The following is a 22,240-nucleotide window of genomic DNA, read 5'->3' as shown; positions in this document are numbered from 1 at the left end:
ACGCGCCGAAGCTCCTCAATGGCTGTCTTTGCCCACGGCGTTTCCGCGGCGGCCTTTGAGGAAATCGAGGTCGGCGCCGGTGTCGGCGCCCTGGACATGGGTTTGATGCAGCCAAGCGTAGCCGCTTTCGGCCTGATCGTGATGCGGGCGCCAAGCTTCGAGCCGCGCGGCCAGCTCCGCTTCGGAGACGTCGAGATGCAGGCGGCGGTTCGGCACGTCGAGCTCGATGAAGTCGCCGTCACGCACCGCGGCCAGAGGTCCGCCCGCCGCCGCCTCCGGCGAGACGTGCAGCACCACGGTTCCGTAAGCCGTGCCGGACATGCGGGCGTCGGAGATGCGGACCATATCCGTGATCCCCTTCTTCAGCAGCTTGGGCGGCAGGCCCATATTGCCGACCTCGGCCATGCCCGGATAGCCCTTCGGCCCGCAATTCTTCATGACCATCACGCAGGTCTCGTCGATGTCGAGATCCGGATCATTGATCTTCGCCTTGTAGTCGTCGATGTCCTCGAAGACCACGGCCCGCCCGCGATGGACCATCAGGTGCGGCGAGGCCGCCGAAGGCTTCAGAACCGCTCCATTCGGCGCGAGATTGCCCTTCAGCACCGCGATGCCGCCTTGAGGGGTCAAAGGCTTGTCGGCGGGGAGGATCACCTCCTCGTTCCAGTTGCGGACGTCCTTGACCTCCTCCCAGATGGATTTCCCGGAGACGGTCAGAGCCTCCTTATGCAGAAGCCCCGCCTCGCCGAGGCGCTTCAGCACCACCGGCAGGCCGCCCGCATAAAAGAACTCCTCCATGAGATATTTCCCGGAGGGCATCAGATTCACGATGGTCGAGACGCCGCGTCCGCAGCGGTCCCAATCGTCGAGAGTCAGATCGACGCCCACCCGGCCCGCCATGGCCAGAAGATGGATCACCGCATTGGTCGAGCCGCCGATGGCGCCGTTGGTCCGGATGGCGTTCTCGAAAGCCTCCTTCGTCATGACGTCGGAGGGCTTGAGGTCGTCCTTGACCATCTGCACGATCCGCCGCCCCGTCAGCTGCGCCATGACCCGGCGTCGGCTGTCGACGGCGGGGATGGCGGCGTTGCCCGACAAGGCCATGCCGAGCGACTCGGCCATGCTGGCCATGGTGCTGGCCGTGCCCATGGTGTTGCAGCTGCCCGTCGAGCGCGACATGGAGGCTTCGGCTTCGAGAAACTCCTCTTGGGTCATCTCTCCGGCCTTCACCGCCTCGGAGAATTTCCAGAGATGCGTCCCCGAGCCCACCCGCTCGCCGCGGAAATAGCCGTTGAGCATCGGCCCGCCGGTCACCACGATGGAAGGCACGTCGCAGCTCGCGGCCGCCATGAGCAGGCTCGGCGTGGTCTTGTCGCAGCCGACCATCAGCACGCAGCCGTCGATGGGCTGGGCGCGGATGGTCTCCTCCACCGCCAGAGCCGCCAGATTGCGATACATCATCGCCGTCGGGCGGAAGGTGTTTTCAGAGGCCGAGAAGACCGGAACCTCGACCGGAAAGCCGCCCGCCTCCCAGACGCCCGCCTTCACCTTCTCGGCGAGCTCGCGCAAATGGCCGTTGCAGGGCGCCAGATCCGACCATGTGTTGAGAATCCCGATGATCGGGCGCCCGTCGAAGAGGTCATGGGGCCAGCCTTGGTTCTTCAGCCAGCCGCGATGATAAATCGTGTCGCGGGAGTTCCCGCCATACCAATGCTGAGACCTGAGCTTGCGCGGCCAGGGGGCGGGAGCGAAGGCTTTGGCGCCGGGGGTCGGCTTCGGGGCGGGTGCTGCTGGGGCGGATTCTGGGGCGGACATGGAGGGTCGTCTCCTGAGATCACAAGACGCGCGTGGCGACGAAGCCCGCGTCGGGCGCCGTCTGAAGAGGATTGCGCAAAGGCAGGCCGAAGGCGGGAGAAGAGATCTCGAAGACGTCGCCCGAACGCGGCGCGATCCCGGCGGCGAAGCTCAGCGTGGCCGTGCCGAACATATGGACATGCAGATCTCCCGGACGCCGGAAGGGCGCGTATTTGAAGTGGTGATGCTCCAGATTGGCGATGCTGTGGGACATGTTGTCCTCGCCCGAGAGGAAAGGCTGATCGAAGATCGCCGCGCCGTCGCGCAGGATGCGCGAACGCCCCTCGATGTGGCGCGGCAGATCCCCCACCAGCAGCTCAGGCCCGAAGGAGGCCGGACGCAGCTTCGAATGCGCGAGGTACAGATAATTGATCTTCTCGGTCGCATGATCCGAGAATTCATTCGCCAGAGCGAAGCCGACGCGATTGGGCGTCCCGTCGGGGCCGATGAGGTAGAAGCCCGCGATCTCCGGCTCCTCGCCGCCGTCCAGCGCGAAGCCCGGCGAGATCAGCGGATCGCCCGGCGCCACGGCCTCGGAGCCCGGCCCTTTGTAGAACCATTCCGGCTGGACGCCGGGGCTCCCCGCCTCCGGCTTGCCGCCTTCGAGGCCCATGCGGAACATCTTCATCGAGTCGGTGAGCTGGGCCTCCGGCTTGGCGTGCATGGAGTCCCGCGTCGCGGCCGAGCCGAGATGCGTCAGCCCCGTGCCGCAGAGATGCATCCGCGCGGGCTCGGGATGGCGCAGAGGAACGTCGAGCCGATCCGCCGCCGCCAGAGCGGCGAGGTCCACAGGCTCGCCGCCCTCGGGCAGCAGATCCGCGAGCCTCGCCCCCGCCGCCACGGCGAGTCCGGCGAGTTCGTAGACGCTCTTCAGGCCGGGCAGAAGCCGCGCCTCCGCGCCGAGACGACAGATCACGCCTCCGGATTTCAGTTGGCTCAGGTGCATGTCTTCAGCCCTGCCTGCGCTTGTTGTAGACGTCGAAGATCACGGCGGCGAGCAGCACCAGCCCCTTGATCATCTGCTGATAATCGATGCCGATGCCCATGATCGACATGCCGTTGTTCATCACGCCCATGATGAAGGCGCCGATCACCGCCCCGACCACCTTGCCCGCGCCGCCCGCCATGGCGGCGCCGCCGATGAAGACCGCCGCGATCACGTCCAGCTCGATGCCGAATCCGGCCTTGGGCGTGGCGGTGTTGAGCCGCGCCGCGAAGATCAGGCCCGCCAGAGCCGCCAGAACCCCCATATTGACGAAGGCGAGGAAGGTCAGGCGCTCGGTTTTAATGCCGGAGAGCTTCGCCGCCTTCTCATTGCCGCCGAGCGCGTAGACCCGGCGTCCGATCACCGTGTTCTGGGTGACGAAGGCGTAAAGCAGCGTCAGCAGGGCCATGCTCACCAGCACGTTGGGAAAGCCCCGGAAAGTCGCCAGCTTGAAGGTGAGAAAGAGCAGCGCCCCGATGGCCACGGCGTTGCGCAGCCAGAAGAAGCTCGCAGGCTCGCCCGCCACGCCATAAGCGGCGTCGCGCGCGCGGCGCCTCAGGCCGCTCCAGAGGATCGCCGCCGAGGCGAGGACTCCGACGCCCATGCAGAGCAGATTCAGATTGCGCTGGCCGAACAAGGCGCCGATGGGCTCGGTGACGCTCCGGGGAAAGAGATCCGGCACGAAGCCCGTCGAAAGCCGCTGAAACTCCGGCGGGAAGGGCCCCACGGACTGCCCCTCCAGCAGCCAGAGCGAGGCGCCGCGAAAGACCAGCATCCCCGCCAGTGTCACGATGAAGGAGGGAATCTTCCAATAGGCGATCCAATAGCCCTGAGCCGCCCCGATGGCCGCCCCCATCAGCAGAGAGGCCGCGATGGTCAGCCAGATCGGCGCGCCCATCTTGACGATCATCACCGCCGCGAAGGCTCCCACGAAGCCCATCACCGAGCCCACCGACAAATCTATGTTGCCGGAGACGATGACGATCAGCATCCCGAGCGCCATGATGATGATGTAGCTGTTCTGGAGGAAGAGGTTCGTGATGTTCACCGGACGCATCAGCGTGCCGGAGGTGACGATCTGGAAGAAGACCATGATCGCGATCAGGGCGAAGAGAAGCCCGTATTCGCGCATATGGGTTTTGAGATAGGCTTTGAGTTCGCCAGCTTTGGGCGCGGTCTCCGCGACGGTCATCCGGCGACTCCCTGTTCCTGAGGTTGGGCGACGATGAGCGACATGATGCGTTCCTGACTGGCCTCGGCGGCGGAGAGCTCGCCCACGAAGGCGCCCTCGTTCATGACGTGGATGCGGTCGCACATGCCCAGCAGCTCCGGCATCTCCGAGGAGATCATCACCACCGCCTTGCCCTGCGCGGCCAGCTGGTTGATGATCGTGTAGATCTCATATTTCGCCCCGACGTCGATGCCCCGCGTGGGCTCGTCGAGGATCAGCACCTCCGGCTCGGTGAAGAGCCATTTGGCCAGAACCACCTTCTGCTGGTTCCCGCCCGAGAGATTGCCCACTTTCTGCATCACGCTCGGGGTGCGGGTGGCCATGGCCTTGCGATAGCCTTCGGCCACGCGGGTCTCCTCGGCCTCGTTGAGCACGCCGCCCTTGGAGACGCCCCGGAGATTGGCGAGGGTGTTGTTGAAGCGCAGGCTCTCGTCGAGGATCAGGCCGAGATGCTTGCGGTCCTCGGTGACGTAGGCCAGCCCCGCCGCGATGGCCTTGGGCGCGCTGGAGACGTCCACCGGACGCCCGCGCATCCGGACCTCGCCCGAGACGTTCCGTCCCCAGCTGCGCCCGAAGAGCGACATGGCCAGCTCCGTCCGGCCCGAGCCCATCAGCCCGGCGATCCCCAGCACCTCGCCCGCGCGGACGTGAAAGGAAATATCGCGGATGACCTGACGTTCGGCCTGCTCCGGATGCCAGACCCTCCAGCCCGTCACCTCCAGAACTTTGTCGCCGAGCTTGGGGGTTCGCTCGGGATAGCGATGCGACATGTCGCGCCCCACCATGTCGCGCACGATGCGGTCTTCGCTCAGGCCCTCGCGGGCGTCGATCCGCGAGACGGTCGCGCCGTCGCGGATGACGGTCACCGTGTCGGCGACCTGACGCACCTCGTTGAGCTTATGGCTGATGATGATGCAGGTGACGCCCTGCGCCTTCAGCTCCAGCATCAGATCGAGCAGCTTGCGCGAGTCGGTCTCCTGAAGCGCGGCGGTCGGCTCGTCGAGGATCAGCAGCCGCACGTCCTTAGAAAGCGCCTTGGCGATCTCCACCAGCTGCTGCTTGCCCACGCCCAGAGTCTCGACCAGCACGCCCGGCGCGTCGCGGAGCCCGACCTTGGCCAGAAGCTCCTCGGTCCGCCGATAGGTCTCGCTCCAGTCGATCACGCCGCCCGCAGCGCGCTCGTTGCCGAGGAAGATGTTCTCGGCGATGGAGAGCTGAGGAATCAGCGCCAGTTCCTGATGGATGATCACCACCCCGCGCGCCTCGCTTTCGGCGAGATTGCGGAATTCGGCCAGAGCGCCGTCGTAATGGATTTCGCCCTGATAGCTCCCCGCCGGATAGACGCCCGAAAGCACCTTCATCAGCGTGGATTTCCCGGCGCCGTTCTCGCCGCAGACGGCGTGGATCTCGCCTTTCGCCACGACCAGATTCACCCGGTCCAGAGCCTTGACGCCCGGAAATTCCTTGGTGATGTCGCGCATCTCGAGCAAAGCGGTCATAGGGGCGTTCATGGGATCCCGTCCTGCGGTCTCGTCCCGCCGGAGGCTCCGGCGCGCTTGCGGCCCGGCGCGGAGGGGCGCGGCGCCGCTCCTCCCTCTGCGGAGAGGTCGCAGGCGTCTGCGCGCTCCGCGCGGGAGCCGGCTCCGGACCCGCCGTCCGGAGGAGGAGAGGCCGCCCGAAAGCCGGGCGGCCGGGCCGGATCACTTCAGCTGGTCGGCGGTGTAATATCCGCCCTCGACGAGGATCTTCTCGTAATTGGAGGCGTCCACCTCGACCGGCTCCAGCAGATAAGAGGGGATCGTCTTGACGCCGTTGTCATAGGTCTCGGTGTCGTTGATCTCGGGCTCGGAGCCCTGCAGCACGGCGTCGACCATCTTGACCGCGACTCCGGCCAGCTCGCGGGTGTCCTTGAAGACGGTGGAATATTGCTCGCCCGCGAGGATCGACTTGATCGAGGGGACTTCGGCGTCCTGACCCGTCACGATGGGCATGAGCGCGTCGCCCGAGCCGTAGCCCACGCCCTTCAGCGAGGAGAGCACGCCGATGGAGATGCCGTCGTAAGGCGAGAGCACGCCCTGAATCGCCTTGTCGGTGTAATTGGCCGAGAGCAGGTTGTCCATGCGGGCCTGAGCCACGGCGCCGTCCCAGCGCAGGGTGCCGACCTTGTCCATGCCGACCTGTCCCGAAGCCACGGAGACCTCGCCGGAGTCGATCAGCGGCTGAAGCACCGACATGGCGCCGTTATAGAAGAAATAGGCGTTGTTGTCGTCCGGCGAGCCGCCGAACAACTCGACATGCCAGGGCTTCACGTCGGGGAAGCGGGTCTTCAGCCCCTCCACGAGGGATTCGGCCTGAATCACGCCGACTTTGAAATTATCGAAGGTGGCGTAATAATCGACGTTCCCGCTGTCGCGGATGAGGCGGTCGTAGGCGATGACCCGCACGCCCGCCGCCGAAGCGTTCTCCAGAGCGTTGGAGAGGGTGGTGCCGTCGATGGAGGCGATGACCAGCGCGTTCACGCCCTTGGTCACCATGTTCTCGATCTGGGCGAGCTGATTGGGGATGTCGTCTTCGGCGTATTGCAGATCGGTGCGATAGCCCGCGGCCTCGAACTGGCGCACCATGTTCTCGCCGTCGGCGATCCAGCGCGCGGAGGATTTCGTAGGCATGGAGATGCCGACCAGGCCCTTGTCCTGCGCCCAAGCCTGCGGCGCGAAGACGGCGAGGCCCATGGCGAGCGCGCTCGCCAATTTCAGAAACTTCATATCATCCTCCCTGAAGCGGGGTTTCCCCGCTTTTGTCCGCCCCGATCCGTTCCCGAAAAGGAACATCGGGGGCTTTGCTTTTTTCTAGCTGCGCAAGACATATCATTCAAATATCAATATGGAGAATCCGCATAGCTGAAATGATATGATCGAAACCAAGATGAAGGCGCTCGAATTCCTGCGCGACATGCGCCCGACGCAAACCCGGCTCGTGACGGAGATCGCGGCCCATGGCCAATTGCAGCGCGCCGCCGCCGCCTGCGGCCTGACTCAGCCCGCCGCCTCGCGGAGTCTGGCCGAGATCGAGGCGCGGCTCGGCCTGCGGCTTTTCCTGCGCAAGCCCAAGGGCATGGAGCCGACTCCCGCCGGGGCTCTGGTGGCGCGGCGCGCGCGGAGCATCCTTCAGGAGCAGGCTTTGCTCGCCGAGGAATTCGCCGATCTGACCGCAGGGCGCGGCGGCGCGGCGCGGGTGGGCGCCGTGACGGGTCCGGCTTTGCGGCATCTGGCGCCCGCCATTCAGGGGCTGAAGGGCGAGGCTCCGGGGGTGGACGTCTCGGTCGAGGTGGCGCCTTCGGCGGCGCTCGTGGGCATGCTGGAGCGCGGCGAGCTGGATTTCGCCCTCGCGCGCCTGCCGCCCGGCTTCGACGACCGGGGCTTCGAGATCGAATCCGCCCGCGAGGAGGTGGTGCGGCTCATGGTGCGCGACGGCCATCCGCTGCTCGGGCGCGGGCCGGTCTCGATGCGCGATCTGCACGGGCTGCCTTGGGTGCTTCAGGATCAGGGCGCGCCGATCCGCCGGGTGATCGAGGCGGCCTTCCATGACGAAGCCCTCTCCTCGCCCCCCGACGTGGCGACCACCTCCTCTTTGCTGATGATCGTGGCGCTGCTGCGCGATTCAGACGCCGTCGCGCCCATGTCGCAGGAGGTGACGGATCTCATGCTGGAGCCGCCGGTCTCGGCGGGATTCCGACGGCTGCCGTTGAATCGCTCTCTGATCGTGGAGCCCTATCTGATCCTCCGCGCCAAAGACCGCGAGATCTCGCGCGCCGCCGAGGCTCTGTTCCTCCGGGTGCGCGATTCGATCCGCAAAACCGCCGGGCCCCAGAGCCGCGAAGGCTAGGCGCCCTCCCCGCCCGCCAGCAAGGCGGCGTCTCCGCCTGCGGCGGTCACGTCGACGCAGAGATGACGCTCATGCGCGACATGGGCGAGATCCGGCCGCGCGCCGATCAGCGGCAGGATCGGCCCCCGACGCGCCGCCAGAGCCTGCGCGAGGCTGCGGGCTTCGGCCTCCCCGCCCCACCAGAGGACGCCGCTGAAGCCTTCGAGGCTCGCCAGAGCCTCCGGCGCAAGGCTTCCCTCCGCGCCGACCGCAAGGCCGCCCAAAGCTTCGACGGCCTGAATCTGCGCCCGCATGGCCGCTTCTCCGGGGCCGAGGCAAAGAACCGGCTCGCGCGCGAAGAGCGTCAGGCGATTGGTCTCGCCGGTGGGGCCGGGCATGGCGCGGCTCTCGATCTTCGGGAGATCGGCGCCCTTTTCGGCGAGGCGGCGCTTCAGCGCCGCGAGATCGGCCGCGCGCGTCCAAGCCTCGCCGGAGGGAGCGGGCGCGGGCTTGAGGAAGCGCGCCAGATACAGCGGCCCGCCCGCCTTGGGTCCGGTGCCGGACAGGCCCTCGCCGCCGAAGGGCTGGCTGCCCACCACCGCCCCGATCTGATTGCGGTTCACATAGAGGTTTCCCGCCTGAATCCGGTCGGCCATCTCCTGAACCCGGGAATCGATGCGCGTATGCAGGCCGAAGGTCAGGCCATAACCGCGCGCGTTGATCGCCGCCGCGATCTTCTCCAGATCGCCCGCCCTCCACGTGGCCACATGCAGCACCGGGCCGAAGACCTCGCGCTCCAGATCGTCGATCCCTGAAACGCGGATCATCGCCGGAGCGACGAAGCTCCCCTCCGCAGGTTTGGACAGGCGATGGATCAGACGGCCTTGCGCCTCGGCTGCGGCGACGTAAGCCTCGATGGAGTCCCGCGCCTCGGCGTCGATGGCCGGACCAATGTCGGTGGAGAGCGCCCAAGGATCGCCGAGATTCTGCTCGTCCATCACGCCTTTGATCATCTCGATGAGATGGGGCGCGATCTCCTCCTGAAGATAAAGGCAGCGCAGAGCCGAGCAGCGTTGTCCCGCCGAGCGGAAGGCCGAAGCGACCACGTCGCGCGCCGCCTGCTCGGGAAGGGCGGTGGAATCCACGATCATCGCGTTCAGACCGCCCGTCTCGGCGATCAGCGGGGCTGAAGGAGACAAACGCTCCGCCATGCTCCGGCGGATGCGCAAGGCCGTCTCGGTGGAGCCGGTGAAGACCACGCCCGAGACTCGCGGATCGGAGGTCAGGGCCGCGCCGACCGTCTCGCCGGGGCCGGGCAGAAGCTGCAAGGCGGCGCGCGGGACTCCCGCCTCATGCAGAAGCCGAACCGCCATAGCCGCCACAAGAGGCGTTTGCTCGGCGGGTTTGGCGAGCACGCCGTTGCCCGTCGCCAGAGCCGCCGCGATCTGCCCGGTGAAGATCGCCAAAGGGAAATTCCATGGCGAAATCGCCGCGAAGACGCCCAGAGGCTCCGCATGGAGGGGAAGCTTTTCGGCTTCGGCGGCGTAATAGCGGAGGAAATCCACGGCTTCTCGGAGTTCGCCGACGCAATCGGGCAAGGTCTTGCCCGCCTCGCGCGCCAGAACCGCGAAAAAAGCGCCGAAATCCGCTTCATAGAGATCGGCGGCCCGACGCAGAACCGCCGCGCGCTCCGCCACGGGGGCCGCCCATGGACACGCCGCCGCTAAAGCCGCCTCCGCTTCGCCTTCGCCCGCCTCCCGCAGGAGCGCGACCGGCGCGCCCGTGGCGGGATTAAGGATCGGATGCGCCTCGCCTTCAGGCGCGGCCTCCTGAGCGAGGAGCGGCCCGGCTGCGGGGATCTCCGCCGCGCGGGCTTCCTCGATCCGGGCGAGAGTCTCCGCGTCGGTCAGATCGAAGCCGCGCGCATTGCGCCGCCCGGCGCCGAAGAGCGCTTCCGGGCGCTTCAGATTCGCCGGAGCCTTGGCCTGAGCCAAAGCCGCGATGGGATCGGCGGCGATGGTCTCCGGCGAAACCTCTTCATCCACGATCTGATGCACGAAGGAGGAATTGGCGCCGTTCTCCAGCAGGCGCCGCACCAGATAGGCCAGCAAATCGCGATGCGCCCCCACCGGAGCATAGATGCGGCAGCGGCCGCCCGTCTCCTTCAGGAGGATGTCGTGGAGGCGCTCGCCCATGCCGTGCAGGCGCTGGAATTCGAAGCGGCGACCCTCGGCCAATTCCAGCACGGCGGCGGCGGTCTGGGCGTTATGAGTGGCGAATTGCGGATAAATCCGGTCGGCGTAGCCGAAGAGCTTCTTCGCCAGCGTCAGATAACTGACGTCGGTGGCGGTCTTGGAGGTGAAGAGCGTGAAATCCGGCAGGCCCTCGACCTGCGCCCGCTTCATCTCGGAATCCCAATAGGCGCCTTTCACCAGACGCACCATGATCCGCCGGTCCAACCGAACCGCCAGAGCGTTCAGCCAATCGAGGACCAGCCCCGCCCGCTTGCCATAGGCTTGAACCACCACGCCGAAGCCGTCCCAGCCCGCGAATTCCGGATTGGAGAGGACCGCCTCGATCACCTTCAGCGAGAGGACCAGACGGTCCTGCTCTTCGGCGTCGATGTTGAAGCCCATATTCGCCGCGCGCGCCTGAAGCGCCAGACGCCGCACCACCGGAACCAGCTCGGCCAGAGCCCGCGCCTCCTGAGCCGCCTCGTAACGCGGATGCAGAGCGGAAAGCTTCACCGAAATCCCCGGATTGGCCTCCACCGAGCCTTTGACGCAGGCGCCCGCCAAAGCGGCGATGGCCTGCTGATAGGATTTGGCGTAGCGCGCCGCGTCGGCGGAGGTCAAAGCCGCCTCGCCGAGCATGTCGTAGCTATAGGTGAAGCCCTGAGCCTCGCGCTCCTTAGCGCGGGACATGGCCTTTTCGATGGTCTCGCCGAGGACGAATTGACGGCCCATCTCCTTCATGGCCCGGCTCACCGCCAGACGGATCACCGGCTCGCCGAGGCGCTTCACTGCGCCGCGCAGCAGGCCCACGAGGCCCGGCTGATCGTCGTCCAGCACCCGGCCCGTCAGCATGAGCGCCCAGGTCGAGGCGTTGACCAGAGGCGAAGCCGCCGAACCCAGATGCTTGCTCCAATCGGAGGGCGCGATCTTATCCTCGATCAAGGCGTCGATGGTCTCGGAATCCGGCACGCGCAGCATGGCCTCCGCGAGGCACATCAGCGCCACGCCCTCGCGGGTCGAGAGCCCGTATTCCGCGAGGAAATTCTCCATCAGCGAAGGGGCGGCCTCGGCGCGGATGCGGCGCACGAGATCCGCGGCCCGAAGCGAGGCGGCGGCCCGCAGGCTCTCAGGAATAGCCGCCTCGGCGAGCAGGCGCTCAAGCACGGCGCTTTCATTTGCGAATTTGGCGGCGGGAGAAAACAGCGAAGGGGACTCGACCATGGCGACGATCTCCAAATCCTCGACGGAGGAAGCGCAGAGGTCAGGAATAGCGGATTCTGAATGGTCGATGCGCCTGATCTTGCGCGTTATCCTAGGCGAATAGAGCAAAAATCAGGGGAGATTCAGGCGTGACCTTCGAACTCGACGCCGCCGACCGCCGCATCCTGCTGGAATTGCAGCGCAACGCCCGAATTCCCGTCAGCGAATTGGCGCGGCGGGTGGGCCTCACGAAAACCCCCGTGGCGCTGCGCGTGAAGCAGATGGAGGAGGCCGGACTCATCACGGGCTATCGGGCGATCCTCTCGCCGATCCGGCTGGGGCTGACCCATGTGGTCTATGTCGAGGCGCGGCTCTCGGACACCCGCGAGACCGCGCTGAAGCAGTTCAACGCGGCGGCGCGGGCCATTCCGGAGGTCGAGGAATGCCATATGATCGCCGGAGGCTTCGACTATCTCCTGAAGATCCGGGCGCGCGACATGGCGGATTATCGCCGCATCATGGGCGAAAAGCTCTCCGCCCTGCCCCATCTCCACGCGACTTCGAGCTATGTCGCGATGGAGACCATCGTGGAGCAAAGCGCCTTCACCCTGTGACCTCGACGTCCAGCGCCCCGACGCCTTCGATGCGCGCCTCCAGCCTGTCGCCGGGCCGGACGGCGCCCACTCCCGCCGGAGTGCCGGTCAGAATGAGGTCGCCCGGCCGCAAAGCCATGGAGCGCGAAATCGCCGCGAGGAGATCCGCCACGCCCCAAATCATCTCGCCGAGATCGCCCTTCTGGCGGATCTCGCCGTTGACCGAGAGCGAAATCCCGCCCTTGGCCGGATGGCCGATCCGCGCCGCCGGAGCCAAGGCCCCGCAAGGCGCCGAGCCGTCGAAGCCTTTGGCCGTCTCCCAAGGGCGGCCGAGCTTCTTGGCGACGGCCTGAAGATCGCGGCGGGTCATGTCCAGCCCGACGCCATAGCCGTAGACATGGGCCAAAGCCTCCTCCGGCGCGATCTCCGCGCCGCCCGACTTCAGAGCCACGACCAATTCGACCTCGTGATGAACCTCCTGCGCGCCTTTCGGCAGGCGGAAGACGCCCTCCGTCGCCAAGGCGGAGACCGGCTTCATGAAGAAGAAAGGCGGCTCGCGGTCGGGATCATGGCCCATCTCGCGGGCGTGGTCGGCGTAATTGCGCCCAATGCAGAAGATGCGCCCGACCGGAAACCGCGCCCTCTCGCCCTCGACGGCGAGCGAGGGGGTCGGGGGCGGCGGAATGACGAAGGCCTCGGCCATGGAGCGTTCCTTATGTGAGAAATCGGCGGATCAAAGGACGCCCTTCAGCGCCGGATAGATCCTCCGCCAGCGGGCGTAAGCCTCGTCATAGGCGCCGCGCAGGGCGGGATCCGGCTCGAAGCTCTCGCGGATGGCGGGCGGCGCGCAGACCGCCAGAGGATCGGCCCCCTCCGCCGCGATGAGTCCCAGACGCGCCGCGCCGAAGGCCGCGCCGAAATCTCCGTCGGCGGGGAGGTCCACCGGCAGATTCAGCGCCGTCGCGAGGATCTTCAGCCAGAGCCGCGCGCGCGAGCCTCCGCCCACCGCCGTCACGCGCTCCAGCCGCGTCCCCGCCGCCTCCAGCGCCGCCAGATTATCGCGGAAGGCGAAGGCCACGCCCTCCAGCAGGGCTTGCGTCAGAGCCTCGGCGCCCGCCTCATGCCCGAGTCCGACGAAGGCGCCGCGCGCGGCGGCGTCGTTATGCGGCGTGCGCTCGCCCGAGAGATAGGGCAGGAAGGCGACGCCCGAAGGCGCGCGCGGCGTCTCGCCGAGCGCCGCGACGAGATCCGCGCCCTCGCGGCCCATGACGCGCCCGAACCAGTTCAGGGCGTCGGCGGCCGAGAGGATCACCCCCATCTGATGCCAGATCCCCGGCAGGGCGTGGCAAAAGGCGTGGACGGCGCTCGCCGGATTGGGCGCGAATCCCGCCGTCGAGGCGAAGAGCACGCCGGACGTCCCCAGCGAAGCGAAGGCCGCGCCGGGGCGGGCCGCCCCCACGCCGCAGGCCGAAGCGGCGTTGTCGCCCGCCCCGCCCGCCACCACCACGCCCGAGGGCAGGCCCCAGCGCGCCGCGAGATCCGGCCTCAGCCGCCCGGAGACCTCCGAGCCCTCGACCAGCCGGGGCATTTGATCCTCGCCGAGATCCGCGGCGGCCAGAAGCTCCGGCGACCAGCGCCGCCCCCCGACGTCCAGCCATGAGGTGCCCGAAGCGTCCGACATCTCGGAGACGGCTTCGCCGGTCAGCCAGAGCCGCAGATAATCCTTCGGCAGCAGCACGCGGCGGATCTTGGCGAAGATCTCCGGCTCATGGCGCTTGATCCAGAGCAGCTTGGGCGCGGTGAAGCCCGGAAAGACGATGTTGCCGGTCAGCGCCCGAAAGCGCGGATCGGCGTCCAGCTCCGCCGCCTCGACATGGCTGCGCACGTCGTTCCAGAGGACGCAGGGGCGCAAAGGGCGGTCTTGAGCGTCCAGAACCGTCGCGCCGTGCATATGGCCCGAAAGCCCGATCCCCCGCAGCCCGGAGAGCGCCGCCCCCTGCTCCGCCCGCAGCGCGTCGAGGACGGCCTCCGTCGCGGAGATCCAATCGGCGGGATTTTGTTCGGACCACCCCGAATGAGGCCGCGAGACCGTCAGCGGCGCATGAGCGGAGCCGAGGATGTCCTGATCTTCTCCGATCAGCAGGGCCTTCACGCCCGAAGTGCCCAGATCCAACCCCAGATAGGCCATAGGTCTCGTCTCCCTTGAGTGTCTTGCAGCGCGGGCGGGCCTCAGAGAGAGGCCGGCCCCTCTTCAGCCTTGGCCAGCAGATGGGCGGCCGAAAATTCGGAAAGGTCGAGGCGGCTCGCGCCTTCGGCGATCAGCTCCGCCGCGGCCTCGCCGATGGCGGCGGAATGCTTGAAGCCATGGCCGGAGCAGGGCGAGAGGATCAGCAGATCCGGATTCTCCGGACTGCGGTCGATGAGGAACCGGCTGTCGGGCGCGGCGGTGTAGAGGCAGGTCGCCGCCTTGACGCGCCGCCGCCCGATCCCGCGCAGGCGCGGCGCGAGCCTGCGGTCGAACATCGCCAGAGAGGCGGATTCGGGCGTCTCGCGGTCCACCTGATCGGGATCGACCGCCGCGCCGTAATGCTCGTCCGCCGCCTTGACCGCTCCGCCCCGCGCCGGAAAGCCGTAAAAGAAATCTTCGGGGTCCGAGCCGTAAAGCCAGATGAAGCTGGGTCCGGCCGCCCAGCGGGATTCCCATTCGGGGTCCGGCGCGAACCAATGCATCATCTGCCGCGTCGGTTTGAGCAGACGGTCGTAGGGCGCCCCGAGCAATTCGCCCGCCCCCGCCCCCGCCGAGAGGATCAGCCGCCGCGCCCGGATCTCCCCCTGATCCGTCCGCAGGAGGAGCCCCTCCGCTTCGCGCTCCAGCCCCGTCACGCGCAGATCCGTCCGGATCTCCGCGCCCGCCGCCTGAGCCAGCTTCAGTTGCGCCGCCACGCAGGCTTCGGGATCGACATAGCCCGCGCCGGGCTCGTAAAGCCCGATTTCATCGTCCTGCGGCGCGAATTGCGGAAAGCGGCGGCGGATGTCGTCGGCGGACAGGATCTCATGATCGAGGCCGAAGGCTTCGGCGGCGGCGCGGGCGCGCCGGATGAAGCCGCGACGCCCCGGACGATCCACCTCGTCCTCGGCGCGCGAAATGGTGAGGCATCCCACTTCATGCAGCAGCTTCGCCCCGGTTTCGGCTTCGATCTCGCGCCAGATCTCATGGCTGCGCAGCGCCAGCGGGACATAGGCGAGGCCCTCGCCGATGGCCCGGCGGGTGATCCGCGACTCCCCATGAGTCGAGCCGAAGACATGCGGCGGGCGACGGCGGTCGATTCCGAGCGCCTTCACGCCGCGTCTGGCGAGCTGATGGAGGGTCGCGGCGCCCATCGCGCCCAAGCCCAGCACCACGACTTCCTGTCTCTGCGCGCCCATGCCGCCCCCCTCCCGAAAGAGGCGCCATGTTGCTGCGGCCCGGCGCGGCTGTCCACAGGCTTTCAGGCGGCGGAGAACAACGCCGGGATTTCTCCAAGCGCCGAGACCCGCGCCGCCGCGCCGAAGGGAGTCGGAGCCTTGGGCTCCTCGGAATAGAAGATCGCCGTCAGTCCGAGCCGCGCGGGGGCGGCCACGTCCCAGACCGGATCGTCGCCGATCATCCATGCGGCCTCCGGCGGCGCGTCGAGCAGCGCCAGCAGCGAGAGATAGGCGGCGGGTTCGGGCTTGCCGAATCCCGCCTCCTCCTCGATGCGGATCGCCTTGAAGCGCCGCGCCAGATCGAAGCGCGCGAGCTTGCCGCGTTGCCGCGCGCCGGAGCCGTTGGTCAGCAGCCCGAGCCGGATCCCCTGAGCCGCCAGCCAGTCGAGCAAGGCCAAAGCCTCCGGCTTGAGGGCGATGGTCTCCTCAAGATAGCTTTCGAAACGGTCGGCGATGCGGTCGGCGTCCACGCCATGCAGAGGCTCGGAGCCTTGAGGCCGCGCCAGATTCAACCGGTGGAAGGCCGAACGCACCACCTTGCGCCGCGTGAGGTCGCCCTCCAACCGCCAGAGCTTGCGGCCCTCCTCATGGGCGAGGAAATCCAGCACGCGCGCCAACACCTCGGCCGTGACCCATCGCCCGTCATGCTCGCCGAGGGCCTCGGCGTGTTCGGAGATGATCGCGGACCAGGTGCGCTCCGGCTGGCGATAGGCGGTCAGCAGGGTGTCGTCGAGGTCGAAGAGGACGGCCTCCGGACGCGGAAGAGGGGCTTTGCTCATGGGGCCTCCAGAGCCGCCGCCAGAGCCGCGCCCGCATCCGCCGGAAGACCGAGCGCCCGCAAGGCGGAGGCGAAGGCCGCGAGATCGCCGAGAACCGTCTCCAGCCGCGCGCGCGGCCCGGTGTGGTTCAGCCGGATCAGACGCTCGCCGCCCGGCCCGACTCCCGCCGTCAGAGCATGGCCCTGCGGCGCGGCGGCCAGCAAGGCGGCGGCGGAGATCCCTTCCGGCGGCCTCGCCGCCGTCACGAGGTTGGAGGCTTGCGCAGGCGGAACCCACGCCCGCCCGGTCAGCGCGAGAACTCCGGCGCGGGCGGCGGCGGCCGCGCGGCGATGGCGCTCCTGAAGAGCCGCAAGCCCCTCCGCCTCGACCCGCGCGAGGCTCTGGGCGAGGGCGTGGAACTCCAGCGCCGAGGGGGTTCCGGGCAGGGCTCCCCTGCCCTGCTCCAGCCAAAGCGCGCGCTGATCGGCCAGCGAGAGGATCGAAGGCGCCTCGCCGGAAGGGGCGATCTTCGTCCATGCGGCGGGCGAGACCGCGACCGCCGAGGCTCCCGCCTGTCCGCCGAGCGCCTTTTGCGGCCCCACCACGACGAGATCCGCGCCGAGGGCGGTCAGATCCAGCTCATGCCCCCCGACCGAGGCCACGGCGTCCACGACGAGCAAGGCCCCATGCGCTTTCGCCAGAGCCGCGACCGCCTCCAGCGGGTTCAGAATCCCGGAGGCGCTTTCGGCGTGGACCACAGCGAGGATGTCGAAGCGCCCGCGCTTCAGCGCCGCCTCGACCTGCTCCGCCGCGAGGGGCTTTCCCGGCTCGGCGACGAGGTCGACCGCCTCGACGCCCGCCCGCCTCAGCCATGCGCCGAACCAGCGCCCATAAAGCGAGGTCACGAGATTCAGCGCCCGCCGCCCCGGCGCGCCCAAAGAGACGGCGGCGGCCTCCAGAGCCGCCACGGCCTCGCCCTGAATCAGCAGGACGTCGTTTTTCGTATTCAGGATGCGGGCGAAAGAATCCGCGAGAGCGGCGTATCCCGAGGCCGGGAAAGGCGGCGCATCCGGCGCAGGCGACCAGACGAAGGGACTCATGGCTTGTCCTCCCAAGGATGCAGCCGGGGCGAGGCGGCGATGAGGCGGCGCAGAAGATCGCTCTGCGGCGCCCTTATGACGGCTTCGGCGGGGCCGGTCTCGACGATCCGCCCCGCCTCCATGACCGCGATCCGGTGCGAGATCGCCCGCACCACCGCCAGATCATGGCCGATGAAGAGATAAGCGAGTCCCATCTCCCGCTGAAGCCGCGCCAGAAGCTCCAGCACCCTCCCCCGCACCGAGGCGTCGAGGGCGGAGACGGCTTCGTCCAGCACGATCAGCCGGGGCTTCGGGACGACGGCGCGGGCGACGGCCACGCGCTGACGCTGCCCGCCGGAGAGCGCCGCCAGAGGCCGCGCCGCGAGATCCGCGTCAAGCCCGACCTGCTCCAGCCGCGCCGCGACCTGCTCCGGCCATGCGCGGCGCGGGGCGATCTCATGCAGGCGCAGAGCCTCGGCCAAAGCGCCGAAGACCGTGGCGCGGGGGTGAAAAGCCGTCGAGGGATCCTGAAACACCATCTGCATCGCGCCGCGCGCCCGCCGCAGGGCGCCGCCCTTCAGCGCCAGCCAATCGCGGCCCTCGAAGCGGATCGCGCCCGCCTCCGGCTCGGTCAGGCGCAGCAGAACCCGCGCCAAAGTGGATTTCCCGCAGCCCGAAGGCCCCACCAGCCCGAGGGTCTCCCCCGCCGCGATGGAGAGCGAAACTCCGTCCAGAGCCTTCGCGCCGCCCCGAGCGTCAGAATGCGCGTAACGCTTGCTCAATCCCTCGACCTCCAGCAGGCTCATGGAGCCTCTCCGACGAGGCGCGGGCTTTCCAGACCCAGATGAGCCGCCAGCAAACGGCGCGTATAGGGATCCTGCGGAGTCTCGATCACCCGCCGCGCCGGACCGATCTCCACGAGGCGCCCCTCATGCAGCACCGCGATGCGGTCGGCCAGCCCGGCGGCCAAGCCCATGTCATGGGTGACGAAGAGCAGCGCCAGCCCCTCCCCCTCGCTGAGGCCCCGCAGCAAAGCGACGATCTCCGCCTGAACCAGAGCGTCCAGCGCGGAAGTCGCCTCATCGGCCACGAGCAGACGCGGCCCCGGCGCCATGGCCAGAGCTATGGCGATGCGCTGACGCTGTCCGCCCGAAAAGCGATGGGGATAAGAGCGCAAAGCCGCTTCAGGATCGGGAATCCGGACCTTGGCCAAAAGCCCGGCGGCGCGGTCGAGCGCCTCCTGTCCGCTCAGAGGCAGATGGCTACGCAGAGTCTCGGTGAAATGCCCGCCGACGGAGAGCAGAGGATCGAGGCTCCCGCCCGGATCCTGAAAGACATAACCCACGTCGCGCCCAAGCCGCAGCTCTCCGCCCGGCCGCAGAATCTCGCCTTCGACCCGCGCGCCCTCGGGCGGCAGCCCCGCCAGGATCCGCGCCAGCGTGGATTTCCCCGAACCCGATTCCCCGATCAGCGCCAGACGCTCGCCCGGCGCCATCTCCAGCGAAACGCCCTTCAGAGCCGGACGTCCCGCCTCTGGATAAGTCGCGGTCAGCCCCCGGCAGAGGAAAAGCGGCGCCGTCATGCGCGCCTCCTTTTGGCGAGAACCTCCGTCACGGCCTCGCCGAGCAGATAGACCGCCACCACCGTCAGAGCCAGAGCCGCCCCCGGAATCATCGAGAGATAAGCCGCCGAGCGCAATTGATTGCGGCCCTCGGCGATCATGCGGCCCCAAGTGACGGCGTTGGGATCGCCGAGGCCGAGGAAGGACAAGGCCGCCTCGGTCAGCACCGCCCCCGCGACGATGGTCGCCGAGACGGCCAGCACCGGCGGCAAAGCCAAGGGCATGACCAGCCGCAAGGCGATCTCGCTCGACCTCATGCCCATCACCCGCGCCGCCGCGACGAAATCCGCCTCGCGCAGACTCAGCACGCGCGAGCGGGCCAAGCGCGCCGGACCCGTCCAAGCCCCAAGGGCGATGGCCAGAACCACCGTCCAGAGCGAAGGCCCCAAAGCCGAGACGAAGGCCAGAGCCAGCAGGAAGCCCGGCACGATCTGGAAAGCCTCCACCACGCGCATGACCGCCTCGTCGATCCGGCCTCCGGCGAATCCCGCCGCCGAACCGACCGTCATCCCGAGCAGGATCGCCACCCCCGCCGCCGCCAGCCCCACCGCCACCGAGGCCCGCGCGCCATGGATCAGCCCGGCCAGCAAATCGCGCCCGAGCCGATCCGTGCCCAAAGGGAGTTCGGCGCTGACGAAAGGCCGGATCAAGGGCCGCCCGACGATGGCCAGAGGATCGCCCGGCGCCAGCAGCGACGCGCAGGCCGCCACGAGGATCAAAGCCAGCAAAAGCCCGCCGCCGATCCAAGCCTCCGGGCGGCGCAAAACCTCACGCAGCATCGCGCCCCCCCGACCTGACGCGGGGATCGAGCGCCCCATAGGCGAGATCCGTCAGCAGATTGGCGAGAGTCACCATAAGCGCCGACACCAGCACCACCGCCAGCAGCAAAGGCGCGTCGCGCCCCGCGACGGCCTCTTGCGCCAAGCGCCCGAAGCCCGGAATCCCGAAGACGCTTTCGATCACCACCGATCCCCCGAGCATGGCCCCCGCCTGAAGTCCGAGCATGGTGACCAGCGGAACCAACGCATTGCGGGCGGCGTGGTTCAGCGCGACGCGCCTTTCCGACACGCCTCGGGCGCGGGCGGCGAGCGCGTAATCCTGTCCCCAAGCCTCGACCATGCCCGAACGCATGACCCGCAGGAAGAGCGCCAGATAGATCATCCCCAAAGCCGCGACGGGCAAGGTCAAATGCCAGGCGACGTCGGCGAAGCGGTCGAAGCCGGTCTTGCCCGAGGCGATGGTCTCGATCCCCGAAACCGGAAACCAGCGCAGCCGCACCGCGAAGACCACCGAAAGCGCCAGACCCAGCCAGAAACTGGGAATGGAATAAAGCAGCAGCGAACCGCCCGACAACAGCCGATCCGCCCAAGAGCCCGGCCTCCGCCCGGCGATCAGCCCCAGCGCCGAGCCGATCAGGAAAGAGATCCCCGTCGCCGCGCCCATGAGTCCAAGCGTGTTCGGCAGACGCTCCGCGATCACCGGACCTATGGGCCGGTTCAGCGCGACGGACCAGCCGAAATCTCCCTGAACCAATCGCCCGAGCGTGAAGGTCAGGCGCGAAAAGGCGGATTGGTCCAGCCCATATTCCGCCCGCAGAGCGGCGGCCATCTGCGCGTCTCCCCCACCGACGGAGGCGAGATAGGCGTCCACCGCGTCGCCGCCCGCGCGGTCGAGCAGCAGAAACACGCCCACGGCGACGATCAGCAGTGCCGGAACGCCGCCGATCAGCCGCCGCAGCAGAAAGCCCGCCAGAGACTTCACGCCTCCAACTCAAGATCGGCCCAATTGGAGACCGCCCAGCGCGGATTATTCGCCAAACCGCGCAATTGATCGGAGGCGACCGAGGTGAAGGACCAGTCCGCCACATTGATCAGCGGCAGATCCTCCGTCACAAGATGCTGGAAACGCTTATAAAGATCGACGCGCTTCGCGGGGTCGAGAGTGATCAGCGCCTCGTCGATCAGAGCGTCCAGCTCCGGGTTTTCATAGCCGCCCTGATTGGAGAAGGGCGTTCCGGCGGGAATCCCCGAACGCACGAGATTGGTGGTGGAGATCGCCGGATCGGCCCGGAAGACGGTCGGAGCTATGGCGAGATCGAATTCGTGATCCGTATAAACCGCCTTCTGATGCCCCGCGCTGTCGTTGGCGACGATGGCCGCGTCGATCCCCACCGCCGCCAGAGCCTGACGCAGATAATCGCCGAATTGCCGCGTCTCGTTGAAATAGGGCGCAGGCAGCAGCCGCAGCTTGAAGCGCGTCCCGTCGGCGCCCGCCGGATAGCCCGCTTCGTCGAGCAGAGCCTTGGCCTTCTCGACGTCATAGGGATAAAGCTCGACCTCCGGGGTGTAGAAGGTCGGATCATTGGCGGGCACCGGCCCGGTGGCCTCGGCGGCGTAGCCGAGGAAGATGGCGTCGAGGACGAAGGCCTTGTCGACGGCGTGGGCGACGGCCTGACGCACCTTCAGATTCTTCAGATGCGCATTGCGGTGATTGATCTCGACGGTCAGCTGATAGGTCAGCGCCTCATAGCCCTTGGTCACGACCTGAAGCCCCGGAACCTCCGAAACGCGCTCCAGATCGGCCAGAGGCACCGCCGAGAAGGCCGCGAGCTGGATCTCTCCGGCTTCGAGGGAATTGGCCGCCGCCGCCCGGTCGGGCAGCACGCGATAGACCAGTTCCTCAATCTTCGGCTGCTCCGGCGCCCAATAATCCGGATTGCGCCTGAGGAGGTAATATTCGCCCGGCTTATGCTCGCCCCAGCGGAAAGGCCCCGTGCCGATCAGGGCGGCGTTGGCCGGATTGGCGGCGATCTCCGTTCCCTCATAGACATGCTTGGGCAGCACCGAGGAGACCACCGGCAAGGCGTTGGCGATGAGCTGCAAGGGCGTCGGCTTGGAGAAGCGGAAGACCGCCGTGTGGTCGTCCGGCGTCTCGACGTCTTCGAGATTGGCGAAGAGGCTGCGCCCGATGTTCTGCAAGGGCTTCCAGACCTCCAGCGCCGAGAAGGCCACGTCCGCCGAGGTGAAGGGCTTTCCGTCATGCCAGAGCACGCCCTCGCGGAGCTTGAAGGTCACGCTGAGGCCGTCCTCCGAGCCCTCCCATGAGGTCGCCAGCAAAGGCCGCAGCCCGCCCGCCTCATAAGAGGCCTCCGCCAGAGGCTCCACGATCTTGGAGGCGACGAAGAAGACGCCGTTCGAGGCCACGATGGCCGGATTCAGCTGACGCGGCTCGCTGTCCGAGGCCACGACGAGCCGTCCGCCCGCCGCCAGAGCCAAACGCGGCAGAGCGGTCGAGGCGAGCAGCCCCGCGGCGACGCCGATCAGGCTGCGGCGGGAGATCAGGAAAGACATGAAAGG

18 protein-coding genes are annotated in these 22,240 nt (G+C 67.9%); 2 read left to right on the top strand and 16 right to left on the bottom strand.

Features of this window, described 5'->3' with window-relative positions:
* Nucleotides 1–15 precede the first annotated feature (15 nt).
* The 5 genes from araD to chvE all read right to left on the bottom strand — a co-directional run bounded on the left by araD (nucleotide 16) and on the right by chvE (nucleotide 6,835).
* The gene (araD, locus tag B161_RS0113235) at nucleotides 16–1,815 is read right to left on the bottom strand and encodes an L-arabinonate dehydratase (protein ID WP_018633918.1); all 1,800 of its coding nucleotides are present in this window, start codon (nucleotides 1,813–1,815) and stop codon (nucleotides 16–18) included.
* 19 nt (nucleotides 1,816–1,834) lie between these two features.
* Complete coding sequence (gene araD1, locus B161_RS0113230; RefSeq protein WP_018633917.1) at nucleotides 1,835–2,800, bottom strand: AraD1 family protein; 966 nt, start codon at nucleotides 2,798–2,800, stop codon at nucleotides 1,835–1,837.
* A gap of 4 nt (nucleotides 2,801–2,804) precedes the next feature.
* A complete protein-coding gene (mmsB, locus tag B161_RS0113225; RefSeq protein WP_018633916.1) occupies nucleotides 2,805–4,031 on the bottom strand; it encodes a multiple monosaccharide ABC transporter permease in 1,227 nt (408 codons plus the stop codon).
* Nucleotides 4,028–5,569, bottom strand: a complete 1,542-nt coding sequence (mmsA, locus tag B161_RS0113220; RefSeq protein ID WP_018633915.1) for a multiple monosaccharide ABC transporter ATP-binding protein — start codon at nucleotides 5,567–5,569, stop codon at nucleotides 4,028–4,030. Before mmsA ends, mmsB begins: the two co-directional genes overlap by 4 nt.
* Nucleotides 5,570–5,770: 201 nt before the next feature.
* Complete coding sequence (gene chvE / locus B161_RS0113215; protein ID WP_018633914.1) at nucleotides 5,771–6,835, bottom strand: multiple monosaccharide ABC transporter substrate-binding protein; 1,065 nt, start codon at nucleotides 6,833–6,835, stop codon at nucleotides 5,771–5,773.
* A gap of 145 nt (nucleotides 6,836–6,980) precedes the next feature.
* On the opposite strand from chvE, the gene B161_RS18060 reads away from it, so the two are divergent.
* A complete protein-coding gene (locus B161_RS18060; RefSeq protein ID WP_018633913.1) occupies nucleotides 6,981–7,955 on the top strand; it encodes a LysR family transcriptional regulator in 975 nt (324 codons plus the stop codon).
* Here B161_RS18060 and putA read toward each other — a convergent pair.
* Nucleotides 7,952–11,389, bottom strand: a complete 3,438-nt coding sequence (gene putA / locus B161_RS0113205; protein ID WP_026310422.1) for a bifunctional proline dehydrogenase/L-glutamate gamma-semialdehyde dehydrogenase PutA — start codon at nucleotides 11,387–11,389, stop codon at nucleotides 7,952–7,954. The genes B161_RS18060 and putA overlap by 4 nt on opposite strands.
* Before the next feature lie 128 nt (nucleotides 11,390–11,517).
* Between putA and B161_RS0113200 the strand changes: the two genes are divergently transcribed.
* Complete coding sequence (locus B161_RS0113200) at nucleotides 11,518–11,982, top strand: Lrp/AsnC family transcriptional regulator (RefSeq protein ID WP_018633911.1); 465 nt, start codon at nucleotides 11,518–11,520, stop codon at nucleotides 11,980–11,982.
* On the opposite strand, the gene B161_RS0113195 is transcribed toward B161_RS0113200, so the two are convergent.
* The 10 genes from B161_RS0113195 to B161_RS0113150 form a co-directional block, all read right to left on the bottom strand.
* Nucleotides 11,972–12,664 carry a fumarylacetoacetate hydrolase family protein gene (locus tag B161_RS0113195; protein WP_018633910.1) on the bottom strand — a complete coding sequence of 231 codons (693 nt, stop codon included), beginning with the start codon at nucleotides 12,662–12,664 and terminating at the stop codon, nucleotides 11,972–11,974. The two genes, B161_RS0113200 and B161_RS0113195, sit on opposite strands and share 11 nt — an antisense overlap.
* A gap of 30 nt (nucleotides 12,665–12,694) precedes the next feature.
* Nucleotides 12,695–14,149, bottom strand: a complete 1,455-nt coding sequence (xylB, locus tag B161_RS0113190) for a xylulokinase (protein WP_018633909.1) — start codon at nucleotides 14,147–14,149, stop codon at nucleotides 12,695–12,697.
* A gap of 41 nt (nucleotides 14,150–14,190) precedes the next feature.
* Nucleotides 14,191–15,387: an N-methyl-L-tryptophan oxidase gene (gene solA / locus B161_RS18055; RefSeq protein WP_018633908.1), complete on the bottom strand. Its 1,197-nt coding sequence runs from the start codon at nucleotides 15,385–15,387 to the stop codon at nucleotides 14,191–14,193.
* Between the two features lie 62 nt (nucleotides 15,388–15,449).
* Nucleotides 15,450–16,205 carry an HAD family hydrolase gene (locus B161_RS0113180; RefSeq protein ID WP_018633907.1) on the bottom strand — a complete coding sequence of 252 codons (756 nt, stop codon included), beginning with the start codon at nucleotides 16,203–16,205 and terminating at the stop codon, nucleotides 15,450–15,452.
* Entirely contained in the window at nucleotides 16,202–17,284 is a 1,083-nt protein-coding gene (locus B161_RS0113175) for an aminotransferase class V-fold PLP-dependent enzyme (RefSeq protein ID WP_018633906.1), read from the bottom strand. The genes B161_RS0113180 and B161_RS0113175 overlap by 4 nt, the downstream gene beginning before the upstream one ends.
* The gene (locus B161_RS0113170) at nucleotides 17,281–18,069 is read right to left on the bottom strand and encodes an ABC transporter ATP-binding protein (protein WP_018633905.1); all 789 of its coding nucleotides are present in this window, start codon (nucleotides 18,067–18,069) and stop codon (nucleotides 17,281–17,283) included. The genes B161_RS0113175 and B161_RS0113170 overlap by 4 nt, the downstream gene beginning before the upstream one ends.
* On the bottom strand, nucleotides 18,066–18,845 hold the full coding sequence (locus B161_RS0113165; RefSeq protein ID WP_018633904.1) for an ABC transporter ATP-binding protein: 780 nt from the start codon (nucleotides 18,843–18,845) through the stop codon (nucleotides 18,066–18,068). Before B161_RS0113165 ends, B161_RS0113170 begins: the two co-directional genes overlap by 4 nt.
* Nucleotides 18,842–19,663, bottom strand: coding sequence for an ABC transporter permease (locus B161_RS0113160; protein ID WP_051085770.1), 822 nt, complete (start codon nucleotides 19,661–19,663; stop codon nucleotides 18,842–18,844). The genes B161_RS0113165 and B161_RS0113160 overlap by 4 nt, the downstream gene beginning before the upstream one ends.
* Nucleotides 19,653–20,645 carry an ABC transporter permease gene (locus tag B161_RS0113155; protein ID WP_018633902.1) on the bottom strand — a complete coding sequence of 331 codons (993 nt, stop codon included), beginning with the start codon at nucleotides 20,643–20,645 and terminating at the stop codon, nucleotides 19,653–19,655. The genes B161_RS0113160 and B161_RS0113155 overlap by 11 nt, the downstream gene beginning before the upstream one ends.
* Nucleotides 20,642–22,234, bottom strand: coding sequence for an ABC transporter substrate-binding protein (locus tag B161_RS0113150; RefSeq protein ID WP_018633901.1), 1,593 nt, complete (start codon nucleotides 22,232–22,234; stop codon nucleotides 20,642–20,644). Before B161_RS0113150 ends, B161_RS0113155 begins: the two co-directional genes overlap by 4 nt.
* Nucleotides 22,235–22,240: the final 6 nt, after the last annotated feature.

This window comes from Neomegalonema perideroedes DSM 15528, from assembly GCF_000374145.1.
Lineage (GTDB): Bacteria > Pseudomonadota > Alphaproteobacteria > Rhodobacterales > Rhodobacteraceae > Neomegalonema > Neomegalonema perideroedes.
This window is presented reverse-complemented; position numbering and strand designations above follow the sequence as displayed.

Bases quoted from the DNA above. Each gene is read 5' to 3' on its own strand.
- xylB (WP_018633909.1), bottom strand. From the start codon at position 14,149: ATGGCCTATCTGGGGTTGGATCTGGGCACTTCGGGCGTGAAGGCCCTG.
- putA (WP_026310422.1), bottom strand. From the start codon at position 11,389: ATGGTCGAGTCCCCTTCGCTGTTTTCTCCCGCCGCCAAATTCGCAAAT.
- B161_RS18060 (WP_018633913.1), top strand. From the start codon at position 6,981: ATGATCGAAACCAAGATGAAGGCGCTCGAATTCCTGCGCGACATGCGC.
- B161_RS0113170 (WP_018633905.1), bottom strand. From the start codon at position 18,069: ATGAGCCTGCTGGAGGTCGAGGGATTGAGCAAGCGTTACGCGCATTCT.
- B161_RS0113165 (WP_018633904.1), bottom strand. From the start codon at position 18,845: ATGACGGCGCCGCTTTTCCTCTGCCGGGGGCTGACCGCGACTTATCCA.
- araD1 (WP_018633917.1), bottom strand. From the start codon at position 2,800: ATGCACCTGAGCCAACTGAAATCCGGAGGCGTGATCTGTCGTCTCGGC.
- chvE (WP_018633914.1), bottom strand. From the start codon at position 6,835: ATGAAGTTTCTGAAATTGGCGAGCGCGCTCGCCATGGGCCTCGCCGTC.
- B161_RS0113195 (WP_018633910.1), bottom strand. From the start codon at position 12,664: ATGGCCGAGGCCTTCGTCATTCCGCCGCCCCCGACCCCCTCGCTCGCC.
- mmsB (WP_018633916.1), bottom strand. From the start codon at position 4,031: ATGACCGTCGCGGAGACCGCGCCCAAAGCTGGCGAACTCAAAGCCTAT.
- mmsA (WP_018633915.1), bottom strand. From the start codon at position 5,569: ATGACCGCTTTGCTCGAGATGCGCGACATCACCAAGGAATTTCCGGGC.
- araD (WP_018633918.1), bottom strand. From the start codon at position 1,815: ATGTCCGCCCCAGAATCCGCCCCAGCAGCACCCGCCCCGAAGCCGACC.
- B161_RS0113150 (WP_018633901.1), bottom strand. From the start codon at position 22,234: ATGTCTTTCCTGATCTCCCGCCGCAGCCTGATCGGCGTCGCCGCGGGG.
- B161_RS0113175 (WP_018633906.1), bottom strand. From the start codon at position 17,284: ATGAGTCCCTTCGTCTGGTCGCCTGCGCCGGATGCGCCGCCTTTCCCG.
- solA (WP_018633908.1), bottom strand. From the start codon at position 15,387: ATGGGCGCGCAGAGACAGGAAGTCGTGGTGCTGGGCTTGGGCGCGATG.
- B161_RS0113180 (WP_018633907.1), bottom strand. From the start codon at position 16,205: ATGAGCAAAGCCCCTCTTCCGCGTCCGGAGGCCGTCCTCTTCGACCTC.
- B161_RS0113160 (WP_051085770.1), bottom strand. From the start codon at position 19,663: ATGCTGCGTGAGGTTTTGCGCCGCCCGGAGGCTTGGATCGGCGGCGGG.